Origin of the sequence: Mycobacterium sp., from assembly GCF_004298145.1 — a bacterium.
Classification (GTDB): Bacteria; Actinomycetota; Actinomycetes; order Mycobacteriales; family Mycobacteriaceae; genus Mycobacterium.
In genome coordinates this window covers 55,212-67,591 of record NZ_SCRH01000014.1, presented here as the reverse complement: position 1 = coordinate 67,591, position 12,380 = coordinate 55,212, and the positions used below count along the sequence as shown (strand labels likewise).

General features: G+C 67.2%; 12 protein-coding genes. 7 read left to right on the top strand and 5 right to left on the bottom strand.

The genetic code is table 11. The features are described from left to right. Window positions 1-24: 24 nt before the first annotated feature. Window positions 25-402: an STAS domain-containing protein gene (locus tag EPN51_RS05480; protein ID WP_293038330.1), complete on the bottom strand. Its 378-nt coding sequence runs from the start codon at window positions 400-402 to the stop codon at window positions 25-27. Between the two features lie 366 nt (window positions 403-768). On the opposite strand from EPN51_RS05480, the gene EPN51_RS05475 reads away from it, so the two are divergent. The 3 genes from EPN51_RS05475 (at window position 769) to EPN51_RS05465 (ending at window position 3,499) form a co-directional block, all read left to right on the top strand. Continuing rightward, window positions 769-1,896, top strand: coding sequence for a catalase family peroxidase (locus EPN51_RS05475; RefSeq protein WP_293038327.1), 1,128 nt, complete (start codon window positions 769-771; stop codon window positions 1,894-1,896). Beyond that, window positions 1,893-2,483 (top strand): cytochrome b/b6 domain-containing protein, encoded by a 591-nt coding sequence (locus tag EPN51_RS05470; protein WP_293038324.1) that lies wholly within the window; start codon window positions 1,893-1,895, stop codon window positions 2,481-2,483. The genes EPN51_RS05475 and EPN51_RS05470 overlap by 4 nt, the downstream gene beginning before the upstream one ends. A 122-nt stretch (window positions 2,484-2,605) precedes the next feature. Further along, complete coding sequence (locus EPN51_RS05465; protein ID WP_293038321.1) at window positions 2,606-3,499, top strand: fructose bisphosphate aldolase; 894 nt, start codon at window positions 2,606-2,608, stop codon at window positions 3,497-3,499. Between the two features lie 109 nt (window positions 3,500-3,608). On the opposite strand, the gene EPN51_RS05460 is transcribed toward EPN51_RS05465, so the two are convergent. From EPN51_RS05460 to EPN51_RS05450, 3 genes are all read right to left on the bottom strand, one after another. Next, complete coding sequence (locus tag EPN51_RS05460; RefSeq protein WP_293038318.1) at window positions 3,609-4,688, bottom strand: DUF190 domain-containing protein; 1,080 nt, start codon at window positions 4,686-4,688, stop codon at window positions 3,609-3,611. An 80-nt stretch (window positions 4,689-4,768) separates the two neighbouring features. Continuing rightward, on the bottom strand, window positions 4,769-5,941 hold the full coding sequence (locus EPN51_RS05455) for a sulfotransferase (RefSeq protein WP_293038316.1): 1,173 nt from the start codon (window positions 5,939-5,941) through the stop codon (window positions 4,769-4,771). Continuing rightward, the gene (locus tag EPN51_RS05450; RefSeq protein ID WP_293038314.1) at window positions 5,941-7,035 is read right to left on the bottom strand and encodes a DUF1214 domain-containing protein; all 1,095 of its coding nucleotides are present in this window, start codon (window positions 7,033-7,035) and stop codon (window positions 5,941-5,943) included. The genes EPN51_RS05455 and EPN51_RS05450 overlap by 1 nt, the downstream gene beginning before the upstream one ends. Window positions 7,036-7,096: 61 nt before the next feature. Between EPN51_RS05450 and EPN51_RS05445 the strand changes: the two genes are divergently transcribed. Further along, entirely contained in the window at window positions 7,097-7,711 is a 615-nt protein-coding gene (locus tag EPN51_RS05445; protein ID WP_293038311.1) for a TetR family transcriptional regulator, read from the top strand. A 10-nt stretch (window positions 7,712-7,721) separates the two neighbouring features. On the opposite strand, the gene EPN51_RS05440 is transcribed toward EPN51_RS05445, so the two are convergent. Further along, window positions 7,722-8,318, bottom strand: coding sequence for a TetR/AcrR family transcriptional regulator (locus EPN51_RS05440; RefSeq protein ID WP_293038308.1), 597 nt, complete (start codon window positions 8,316-8,318; stop codon window positions 7,722-7,724). A 197-nt stretch (window positions 8,319-8,515) separates the two neighbouring features. On the opposite strand from EPN51_RS05440, the gene EPN51_RS05435 reads away from it, so the two are divergent. The 3 genes from EPN51_RS05435 to EPN51_RS05425 are packed head-to-tail and all read left to right on the top strand — an operon-like array spanning window position 8,516 to window position 12,378. Continuing rightward, entirely contained in the window at window positions 8,516-10,741 is a 2,226-nt protein-coding gene (locus EPN51_RS05435; RefSeq protein ID WP_293038305.1) for an acyl-CoA dehydrogenase, read from the top strand. A gap of 8 nt (window positions 10,742-10,749) precedes the next feature. Beyond that, complete coding sequence (locus EPN51_RS05430; RefSeq protein ID WP_293038302.1) at window positions 10,750-11,958, top strand: thiolase family protein; 1,209 nt, start codon at window positions 10,750-10,752, stop codon at window positions 11,956-11,958. Window positions 11,959-11,964: 6 nt separating this feature from the next. Further along, window positions 11,965-12,378: an OB-fold domain-containing protein gene (locus EPN51_RS05425; protein WP_293038299.1), complete on the top strand. Its 414-nt coding sequence runs from the start codon at window positions 11,965-11,967 to the stop codon at window positions 12,376-12,378. Window positions 12,379-12,380: the final 2 nt, after the last annotated feature.

Below are 12,380 nucleotides of genomic sequence, written 5' to 3'. Positions count from 1 at the left end.
GGGGCGGCCCAGCGTTATCGACGCTTATTCGCCAGCGATACCGCTGAGCGCGCCGTCAAGGCTGTTGTAAAGCGCAAGCACGCTGTCAATTCCCATCAGTTTGATCGGCCTGCTCGTGGCCGAGCCGTTGGCGACCACCGCGAACTGCGTCGGTGGTTCGACATCAGCCTGCGCGGTCACCAGCACGGTCATCCCGGCCGAGGCCAAGAAACCGACCTTCGACAGATCGACGATCAGCGCCGCGGGCTTGGTGGCCAGCGCGGTCTGGATGGCGTCGGCCAGCTGCGGCGCGGTGAGCATGTCCACCTCACCCGAGACGGTGAGCACGACCGCCTGATCTACCTGATGTTTGCCCACTTCGAAAGAGGTCGGATCGGCGACATCGCCGGATTGTTCGCCCATGGTCTATCACTCACATTCGGTCCCATGCGGGACACCGCTAGCTCTCGTAGAGCCACTGCCATATCCGGGGGCTGCTGATTCAACCCCGCGGGAACACGCTTGCCTACGGAGGAGATGCACCCCGTCGATCTGCGTTGCCAAGTGCAGATGCCGCTACAAGTGTTTGGTCAATGGTAGGACACGCGGCAATCCGGGCCCAAAATACTGAACGATTTTCGGGGTCGCGACGTAGTCGCAATGTGCGCCGTAATCGAGTACGCGACCGCATCGGTTGCACCGGGCGTCGACCCATGCGTGAATTGCTTCCACCGGTTTCGTTCTCAGCCCGCGGAGTGTGGCCTGCACAAACGGGAAGGGCGGTGGGCCGTGGAGCCCGGTGATCGCGGCGGCGAGCATTCCGACCACCCCGGGGAGGCCGAGCCCATCGGGTCGCTCTTCGGCACGCTGAGTCGGCGGCGCGCGCTGCTCGGCATGGGGGCGGTGGCCGGTGTCGCCGCGGTCGACGTGGGTGGCTTCGCTTACGCCGGCGGCTGGCTGCGGCCCGGCGCGTTGACCCCGCCGCAATTCGCGGATCGCTTCGAGCGTGTGTACGGCCGTCATGGCGGTTTCCGGCGAAACCACGCCAAAGGCCTGAGTGCCACCGGAATGTTTGTGAGCACGGGGGCGGCCACGGCGATCTGCCGCGCCGCCGTCTTTCGGCGGGGGAGCGTGCCCCTGATCGGCCGGTTTTCCCTGTCCGGTGGATTGCCGGACCAGGCCGACAAGTTCGACGCCGTCCGGGGGCTGGGCCTGCTGTTCGACGGGCACGACGGCCAGCAGTGGCGCACCGCGATGATCAACATCCCGGTCTTTCCGGACAGCACGCCCCAGGGTTTTTACGACAGGTTGCTCGCATCGAAGCCCGTACCGGGCACCGGCAAGCCCGACCCGCAGCGGATGGCCGCGTTCCTCGAAAACCATCCCGAGACCGCCGCCGCCATGCGGATCATCAAACAGACACCGCCGAGCGCGGGCTTCGCCGACAGCGTGTTTCACGGGCTGAACGCCTTCCGCTTCACCGACGCCGCCGGTGCCACCGTGCCGGTGCGCTGGACCGCGGTTCCCCAGCAGGGCGTCGATGTCACGGCGTCGCCACCGGCCAAGGACTATCTCTTCGACGCTCTCATCCGCACGTTGGCGCACCAATCACTGAGCTGGCGGTTGGTGCTCACCATCGGGGAGTCGGGCGATCCGACCAACGACGCCACCAAACCCTGGCCCGCCGCGCGGCGCACCATCGACGCCGGAACGATCACCATCTCCGAGGTCCAGACGGAGGACGCCGGCAACGCGCGCGACATCAATTTCGACCCGATGGTGCTGCCGGACGGTGTCGCCGCTTCGGATGATCCCTTGCTCACCGCGCGATCGGCCGTGTATGCCCGATCGTTCACTCGTCGCGCCGAGGAGCCCAAAACCGCTAGCACGGTCGATGTCGCGGCGGTCCTGCAATGACTGCCGGCGCCGCCGCGACGCGGTTCACGCTGCCGTCGCGTGTTCTGCACTGGCTGATGGCGCCGATGGTCATCGGGCAGTTGCTCATCGGCGTGACCATGATCGCCGCCCTGAGCTACTACCCGCTACTGCTGGCCATCCATCGGCCCCTGGGGCTGTTGATCCTGCTCTTCGCCCTGCTCCGGCTGGCGAATCGGCTCACTCACCGGCCGCCACCGTTCTCGGCGACCATGGGCAAAACCGAACGCCGGATCGCGACGTGGTCGGAATACCTGCTTTACGCCTTGCTGCTGGTGCAACCCCTGACCGGGTGGGCCATGCTGTCGGCGGCGCGGTTCCCGATCACGCTGCTGGGACCTCTTGCGCTCCCTGGAATCGCGCCGCGCAACATCGACGTCTTCGCGGTGCTCCGCGAGTGCCACGGCGTCTTCGCGTTCCTGCTTTTCCTGGCGTTTACCGCGCACATGACGGCGGTACTCTTCCACACGCTCGTCCTGCGTGACCGGCTCCTCGACCGCATGGCGCTGTGGCGCGCACAGCCCGCCTCCCCGCAGCCGGACCGAGCCCGAGATCAGGCCTTGGACTAACGGGCTGCCTGCCCGGGCTCAAAGCGGCCGAATATGATCGGCACGATTCACGCTTGAGCGCGCGCGGTCACCGGCCGGGCGCGCTGTGCCCGTTAGGGCCATGAGGAACCGGGAGAAGTTCAATGTCGAACCAGCAGCAAGCGGACCGGATGACGTCGGGCAAGGGGTTCATCGCGGCGCTCGACCAGAGCGGCGGCTCGACGCCGAAGGCGCTGCGCCTGTACGGCATCGAGGACAGCGCGTATTCCTCCGACAAGGAGATGTTCGACCTCATCCACGAGATGCGTTCGCGGATCATCACCGCCCCGTCGTTCACCGGTGACCGGGTGCTGGCGGCGATCCTGTTCGAACAGACCATGGACCGTGAGATCGAGGGCAAGCCGACGACCACCTTCCTCTGGGAGACCAAGGGTGTGGTGCCGATCCTCAAGATCGACAAGGGCCTGGCGGACGCGTCCGACGACGTCCAGCTGATGAAGCCGATGCCGGGGCTCGACGACCTGCTGGAGCGGGCCGTGGGCAAGGGCGTGTTCGGCACCAAGGAACGGTCGGTGATCGGCGGCGCCAACGCCGACGGCATCGCCGCCGTGGTCGCCCAGCAATTCGAGGTCGCCCGTCAGGTGCTCTCGCACGGGCTGGTGCCCATCATCGAGCCCGAGGTCACCATTTCGATCGCGGACAAGGCCCAGGCCGAGGCCATCCTGCGCGACGAGATCACCAGGCAACTCGACACGGTGCCCGACGGGCAGCGCGTGATGCTCAAGCTGAGCCTGCCCACCGAGGCCAACTACTACCGTCCGCTGATCGACCACCCGAAGGTGATGCGGGTGGTCGCGCTCTCGGGTGGCTACTCCCGCGCGGAGGCCAACGAGCTGCTGGCCAAGAACACCGGCTTGATCGCCAGCTTCAGCCGCGCGCTCACCGAGGGGCTCTCGGTTGACCAGTCCGACGAGCAATTCAACGCCACGCTGGACAAGGCGATCCAGTCGATCTACGACGCCTCGGTCGCCGGCTGATCTATCCCGATGGCGGCGACCCGCGTTCGCCCGGCTCGGACTATGCGGCGACCCGCTGCGCCCGGCTTCGCCGCGCTTGCGATCGCCGCGGCCGCGCTCGCGATCGCCGCTAGTAGCGGTGCTGGGCCATGCGCGGCGGCCCCTGCCCGCCGTCGCCGTCGTCCGACACCAACGCGGGCACCATTTCACTGGTCACCAGGCCCTCGCTGCCGGTCAATTCGTCGATGACATCGAAGGATTCGGCGATATTGGCAGGGGTGTCGATCACCACGGTGACGACGGGTACCCGCCGGCTCAGCGAGAACAATCCGTCGCCGTGGGGCGGGTGATCGCCGTGAAAGCCCCAGACGCCGCGCAGCACGGTGGCGCCGTCCGCCGTCTTGGCCTGACGCAGCCGCTGGACGATCGCGCGGTGAATCGGCACGCCGCCGTGGTGCGCCGACTCCGAGGTGTAGATCGTCAGCTGCTGAAACAGGGGCAGGCCGCGTTCGTCAACCCCGGGCAGGGCGTGCGGCCGCTCGAGCAGTTCGCCGTCGCGCTTGCACACGCGGACCCGTTCGAGGGTGAACAGGGGTTTGCGCAGTAGCGCGGCGATTTCCGGCAACGCCTGACCGATTCGCTCGCCGGAACCGACAACCACGATCATCATGGGCACGTCGGCGTTGCGGCCAAAGAAGTTGGCGCGCTGGCGTTCTCCGTGCGCGACACCGTCCACACCCAGCAGCACCGTGGCGCCGGCGAGGCCGCGCCGGTGCATCAAATCGCAGAGCGCGACGTAGGCCGGCGCCCCGTTGACGCGTTGCTTACGGCCGACGTAAATCGTCAGTTTGACGGCGTCGCGCAGATCCTCGGGCAGCTCCGGCGACCCGATGTCCTCGTGTAGCAGCCGCGCACGCTCCAAGGTGACCAGGCCGCGCTGTTTGATGGTCAGCACCGGGTCGAGCAACGCCTCGATCTTCGTTCTGGTGTCGACCGCGATGATCGCGACGGGTGGGTCCTCGGACAAGGTCAAGGACTCATCGGTGCGCAGGTAGTGCCCGGTGCCGAACCCGCCGATACCCCGCAACAGCACGCCACAGGCAACACGGTGCTGGGCGTACAGGCCGAGCAGCACATCGGAGACAAAGCTGTCCCCGGTCCGCCTCCGCTCGGCCAGATAGGTGGTGAGCTTCAGGCAATCGTCGTCCACGGCCGCTCCCGTCGCCTTGCGGCGAGCCTACCGCTTCCAGACATCAAGCGTCGCAGGGGTGTTCGAAGCCGGCGGGTATTTCAACGCAGCGGTTCGGTCGGGACCCCGTAGCGGTCCTGATAGGTGCTCACCCGCTCGCGGACCTCGCCGGGGTCCAGCCCGGTGTCCGACCAGGTGTAACGGCTGCGTCCGCCGTCAGAGGGATGGGAAGCGAGGAACTCACGCATCTTCTGCTCGGCGTCGGGCCGCAGCTCACGGTCCAGCCGCTGGTAGATGTCCTTGATCGTGGTCCACGGATCGGTCATGAAGTCGGCGTACCGCACGTCGATCACGCGGCCCGCGGGCACGGCGCCGCTGTCGCGCAACGCCATCTCGCGGTCCAGGCCGACGCCGATCTCCTCGTAGGACTGGGCCGCACACTCGGCGATGCTGGATTCGTCGCTGCACATCCGGCGCAGGTGATGGGTGAGCGCGGCGATCGACGAGATGACGTTGACCGGATCGCGGTGCGTCTGCACGATCAGCGCGTCCGGATATTCGGCCAGCAGCGCATCCAGCTGCCACAGGTGCGCGGGAGACTTCAGTAACCACTGGCCGGGCACACCGGACTGTAAGTGTTGCAAGAAGATTCGGTGAAAGCGATACGCGCCCGCGTGGTCCGCCTCATACAACAGCCAGCGGTAGTAGCCCGGCAGCCGATACTGCACCGAAAAGATCATGCTGACGAACTCGGCCGCGGTGATGCGCACGCACTCCTGCCCGACCAGGGCACCCATCGGATGAAAAGCCAAGAAGCCCGGCATGATTTGTTCGGACATGTCGATGCTGGCCTGTATCAAGGCGATGCGCGGATCGTCGTGGTACGTGTCGGGCCGCGGGACCGGACAGGGCTCGTCGACCTCCCAGGTGAGCGGGGCGCGTAGCTCAGGATCCTGGGCGAGCAAGTCGTAGAGGATCGTGGTCCCGGTGCGCGGCTGACCGACGATGAAGATCGGCGCCGTGATCGCCTGGTCGGTGACCCCGGGATATTGCTTGCGCCAAGCGATTACGCCGAGCCGGTTCTTCAGGGCACGCATGATGCCGAGGTAAGCGATCTCGACGCCGATGTCGGATAGCCGCGCATCGTTGATCAGCCCGTCGGTCAGACGGTGCAGGCCGGGACGCCAGCCCTCGGCGCCGAAGTCGTCGCTGCCGACTTCCTCGCAGGCGGCCGCTATCAGTCGTTCCGGGGCGAACCGGTCCCGCAGTGGCATTACCGCTCCTGTCCTTGGCGCACCGATACCGTGACTTCGGGCGGGCTCGGGTTGTCCAGCCAGCGCAGGACGATGAAGCCGCGATGCCGGCCACCGGTGTCGAGCCAGTGGCCAAACCCGAAGTCTTGCGCGGAGATCGCGATCCGCACCCGGCCGTCGGCGCCGGGCCGCACACCGCGATTCGTCACCGAGCTGTGCCGGCGGCGCGGCTCCAGGCATTCATGCCAGATGCTTTCCAGCGTGACGTTCCAGTACCGCGTGTCGGGCGGCGTGATGTCGAGAACGAGGGCCTGCCCGGGCTCGAGCCGAAAGGTCCCCATCATGTAGAGGTTGTCGGGCGTGGTGTCGGCCGCGCCCAGATCGGCGGCCTGGGCTGTCAACAAGGTGTTCGGGGTTTCCAGGAGTTCCGGCTTGATGGTGCGGTGCAGGGTCGTGAGTTTCATGAGCGACCACGCCATCGCGGTGAACTGATCGGCGAGGTCGTCGTCGGTCGGCGTCGTCAGCGGGCCCGGGTCCAACGCCTCGATGTGCGGCGCGGCCAATTCCTCTCGCGCCCGGTCACCGATGTACTCCCGAACGACCACCGACGACGCGTCGGCTGGGATCTTCACCCACTGCGCGCCGGCCGGGTCGGGCGGTTCGTCGGCCGAGAGAACCAGCGAGAATTCGCCCGCCTTGAGCTCGAGGTCGACGTCGCTGACGTAGCCCGCCATCCGGCGCGGGGTCAGTCCGGTGCCGGCGAGGATCTGAAAGCCGAGGTAGGCGCTGGTGCCGCGGGAACCGGTGATCCGGTAGCGGCGGTCGCCGCGGATCATCGCCAGGTAGTAGTTGCCGTCGGGATTGGGACCGCCGACCATCCGGTTGTCCGAACACATGTCGAAAAACGACGGCCGTTCGGGGTCGGCCTCGACCGACATCTGCGCACACAGTGAGGACACCCGGGCCACCATCCGCAACCCTTCGGCCAGTTCCCGCTCGGACTCGGCGTCCTCGGTCACGATCCTGGTGACATCGGTGAGCATCTGCTGGAAGAACGACAGCGCGGCGCGCGCCTTCGGGGCGGTCTGATCGGACGGATCACCAGTCTGAGACATCGTCTCATGCTAAGACTATGTCTTAGGGCGTTGGTGTCGATTCGCGAGAACAGGGTGGGGCATGTCTGGTGCGTCTGCTTCGGTGCCTGCTTTGGTGCCTGCGACGTCGCTGGCCGAGCGGAAGCGAGCGGCGATGCGTCAGCGCATTGCCACCGCCGCCGCCCAGCTGGTCGCCGGCCGGGGTCTGGCGGGGGCAACCGTGGACCGCATCGCCGACGCCGCCGATATCGGTCGGGCGACGTTCTTCCGCTACTTCAATTCCAAGGAAGACGCCGTGGCCGAGGGCATGAACGCCCACTGGCTGAACCGCATCACCGCGGCCCTCGCGGCGCAACCGCCGGAGCTGAGCGCGATCGAGGCGGTCGCCGGCGCTTTCGGCGAACTCGCGCGTGGCTTCGCGGAGATCGAAGACCAGATCCGCGAGTTGGCCACGCTGACAAGGTCGTCCGAGACGCTGGATGCGTGGACACTGCACATTTATGTGCGCTATGAGTTGGCGATCGCCGAGTTCGTCGCGCCGCGGCTGCCGCGGCTGACCGCGCAGGACCCGCGGCCGCGCCTGATCGGTGCGTTGGCGATGGCGGCCGTGCGCATCGCGCTCGACGATTGGCTGAGCGACGGTGGGTCGTTGCCCGAACGAATCAGCCAGGGCCTGGCCGCGATTGCGGTCCGGTGACCGACGGTGGTCAGCTTCCGGTGAGGGCATCCACGATGAGGCGGGTGGTCCGTTCGGCCCGCCGTCGGGAGTAGGGCTGCGCGCCGGACAGGATCGGATAGACCACGCCGCCGACGATCGCATCCGCGGCCGACTCGGCGGTGGCCGCATCGATCCCGTCGGCGAGCAGCCGGGCCCGGACGCGGTCGTGCAGCGGCGCACTGAATCCGGCGCGCAGCTTGACGGCGGTGTCCTCGTGTTCCATGCAGGCTACGGTCAGCGTTCGCAGCATGGCCGAGCCTCGCGGTGTGGTCAGGCTGGTGAACAGCTTGCCCACCCAGCCCACCAGGTCGCCGGCGAGGCTGCCGCTGTGGTCGACCGACGAGAGAAGCTTGTCGGCGTCTTCGAGCATGACGTCGGCGACCAGCGCGGGACGGGTGGGCCACCAGCGGTAGATGGTTTGCTTGCCCACACCGGCGCGCGCGGCGACCGCCTCGATGGTCAGGCCGTCGAACCCGCGCTCGAGCAGCAGTTCACGGGTGGCGGTGACGATGGCCGTGCGGGACTTCTCGCTGCGACGCCGGGGGGAGTTCGCCGGCGCGCTCACCGCGGTGAGATCGCTTGGCATCTGATGGTCCTCACTGCTGCGCTGGCCCGCTTTACATAACCTGACTACCCCCGGTAGTCTGCCACACGGCGAGACGGTCCGTCTCGCCGACGCGGTGATCGCAAGCGCGGCGAAGCCGGGCGCAGCGGGTCGGCGCCATAGGAGTCGAGAGGGTATCAGTCCGTGCGGCCAACGTCTGTCACATCGCGGCCGCCCACATGAGCCTGGGACTGAGCCCGGAGCAACAGGAGCTCAGCGACGCCGTCGGGCAGTTCGCCGCCCGGAACGCTCCGATCGCGACCACGCGCGACGGCTTCGACGAGCTCGCGGCGGGCCACCTTCCCGGATGGTGGAATGCGCTGGTCGCCAATGGGTTTCATGCCGTGCATCTGCCGGAGGACCTCGGCGGCCAGGGCGGACGTCTGATCGACGCCGCATGCGTGCTGGAGTCGGCGGGCAAGTCGTTGTTGCCGGGTCCGCTGCTGTCGACGGTCGCCGCGGGCGCGGTCGCATTACTCGCCGAACCGACACCGGGGGCGCAATCACTGGTGCGCGATCTCGCGGCCGGTGTGACCGCCGCGGTCGTGCTTCCGGGCGACGGTGACCTGCGCGCGCGGGCCGGGAACGGGCGATGGCTGATCAGCGGTGCGTCGGACGTCACCCCGGGCGTGTGCGCGGCACGGATCATCCTGGTGGGCGCGCAGACCCAGGACGGCGACGTCGTCTGGGCTCCGGTCGACACCCAAAAGTCCACGGTGACGGTCGAATCCGTCTCCGGGACCGACCTCGTCGCCGATGCCGGGATCCTGCACCTCGACGACTACACCGCAACGGACTCCGAAGTGCTCACCGGGATCGACCCCGAGCGGGCACGCTGTGTGCTGTTGGGACTCGTCGCCAGCACGATGGCCGGCATCGTCCAGTGGTGCCTGCAGGCCGTCACCGCCCACCTGCGCAGCCGCGAACAATTCGGCAAGGTGATCGGCACGTTCCAGGCGTTGCAACACAGTGCGGCAATGCTGTTGGTCAACAGCGAGTTGGCCACCGCGGCGGCCTGGGACGCGGTGCGCGCCGTCGACGAATCACTCGATCAGCACCGGATGGCCGCCGCCGGAGCGGCCGTGAACGCAATCTCACCCGCCCCGGATCTGGTGCTCGACGCGTTGACGATGCTCGGTGCCATCGGCTTCACCTGGGAACACGACGTGCACCTGTACTGGCGGCGCGCCATCAGTCTGGCGGGGTCGATCGGTCCGGCGAACCGCTGGGCGCGACGGCTGGGGGAGCTCACGTGCACCCAGACGCGCGACATGTCGGTGAATCTCGGCGACGCGGAATCCGAATTCCGTTCCTGGGTGGCCGAGACGCTCGATGCGGCCCTGCAGTTGCGCAACGACAAACCCGCACCGCACGGCGATTATGAGCACCTCGCCACCGGGCCGCAACGCACGTTGATCGCCGACGCCGGTCTCATGGCGCCGCACTGGCCGGCGCCGTGGGGCGTCGATGCGGATCCGTTGAAACAGCTCATCATCGACGAGGAGTTCGCCAAGCGACCCGCTCTGGTTCGGCCCTCGCTGAGCATCGCCGAATGGATCCTGCCCTCGGTGTTGGCCGCCGCACCAAAAGACTTGCAGGAAAGGCTGATCCCGGCGACGCAACGCGGCGACATCCTGTGGTGTCAGTTGTTCAGTGAGCCGGGAGCCGGCTCCGACCTCGCGTCGCTGGCCACCCGCGCGACCAAGGTCGATGGTGGCTGGCGGATCAACGGCCACAAGATCTGGACGTCGCTGGCCCAATACGCCGACCTGGGTGCGCTACTCGCGCGCACCGACCCCGAAGCTGGCAAGCACCGCGGTATCGGCTATTTCATCCTCGATATGCGTTCCCCCGGGGTGGAGATCCAGCCGATCAAGACGGCGACCGGCCAGGCACACTTCAACGAGGTATTCCTCAACGACGTCTTCGTTCCCGACGAGATGCTGCTGGGCGGCCCGACCGACGGTTGGAGCCTCGCGATCGCCACGATGGCCGAAGAGCGTTCGGCCATCAGCGGATACGTGAAGTTCGACCGGGCCGTCGCACTGCGCCGGCTCGCCGCTCAACCCGGACCCGACCGCGACGACGCGTTGCGTGAGCTCGGCGAACTCGACGCCTACACCAACGCGATCAGGGCACTCGGGGTGCGGGAAACCATTCGGCTGCTCGACGGCCAGGCGTCCGGGCCGGCGTCCAGCATCGCCAAGGTCGCGATGAATGTGTTGCTGCGGCGCACCTTCCAGGCCACACTGCAGCTAACCGGGAAGATCGCCATGGTCGACGACCCCGACACCGCGGTCGTGGAGCCCTATCTACATCTGCCGGCCGAGCTGATCGGCGGGGGAACCAGGGAGATTCAGCTCAACATCATCGCGCAGATGATCCTCGGATTACCCCGAAAGTAGGACAGCTCATGGGATTACGTGGCCAAGCCGCGATCGTCGGGTACGTCGAACTTGCGCCCGAACGCATGACCAAGGCGGCACCCGCACCGTTCGCCATCGAACAATGGGCGGAACTCGGCGCCGCCGCACTCGCCGACGCGGGACTGCCCTTCGAGCTTGTCGACGGCATTGTGGCGTCACATCTGGCCGAGTCGGAGATCTTCGTCCCCTCCACCATCGCCGAATACCTCGGAGTGGGAGCGAGGTTCGCCGAACACGTGGACCTGGGCGGAGCCAGCGCCGCGGCCATGGTGTGGCGGGCCGCCGCCGCCGTCGAACTCGGCATCTGCGACGCAGTGTTGTGCGCGCTGCCCGCCCGATACATCACCCCGATGTCGCCGAAAAAGCCCAGATCGCTGGGCGACGCATTGTATTTCGGGTCCTCGAGCAACCAGTACGGCTCTCCCCAAGCCGAATTCGAGATACCCTACGGAAACCTCGGCCAGAACGGCCCGTACGGACAGGTGGCCCAACGCTATGCGGCGATCTACGGCTACGACGAGCGGGCGATGGCCAAGATCGTCGTCGACCAGCGCACCAACGCCAATCACACCGAGGGTGCTATCTGGAAGGACAAGCCACTGACCGTCGACGACGTCCTGGCCAGCCCGGTCATCGCCGACCCGCTGCACATGCTGGAGATCGTCATGCCGTGCGTGGGGGGCGCCGCCGTCGTGGTCGCCAACGCCGACGTTGCCCAACGCTCGCGCAATCGGCCGGTGTGGGTCAAGGGATTTGGCGAACACGTGCCGTTCAAGACCCCGACGTACGCCGAGGACCTGTTGCGCACCCCGATCGCCGCCGCAGCCGACACGGCGTTCGCCATGACCGACCTGACCCGCGAGCAGATGGACATGGTCTCGATCTACGACTGCTACACCATCACCGTGCTGCTCTCGCTCGAAGATGCCGGGTTCTGCGAGAAGGGCAAGGGGATGGAATTCGTCGCCGGGCATGACCTCACCTTCCGCGGCGACTTCCCGCTCAATACCGCCGGCGGGCAATTGGGTTTCGGCCAAGCGGGTTTGGCGGGCGGCATGCACCACATCTGCGACGCCACCCGCCAGATCATGGGCCGCGCGGGAGCGGCGCAGGTCGACGACTGTCACCGCGCGTTCGTGTCCGGCAACGGCGGCATCCTGTCCGAGCAGACCACGCTCATCCTCGAGGGAGATTGATCGCCCATGCCCACCTTCGAGCGGCCGATGCCCGTCAAAACGCCTACCAGCGCACCGTTCTGGGACGCGCTGGCCGAGCATCGCATCGCCATCCAGTATTCGCCGTCGCTACAGGCCTATGTGTTCTATCCACGGGTGCGTGCGCCGCGCACCCTGGCCGATGATCTGGAATGGCGCGAGATCTCCGGGATGGGGACGCTGTACTCCTACACGGTGGCCCACCGGCCGGTCAGCCCGCATTTCGCCGATGCGGTGCCACAGCTGCTCGCCATCGTCGAATGGGACGAGGGACCAAGGTTTTCCACCGAGATGGTCAACGTTGACCCGGCCCGCCTCGAGGTGGGGATGCGGGTGAGGCCGGTGTTCTGCGACTATCCGGAGCACGACGTCACGCTGCTGCGTTACGAGCCCGCCGACTGACG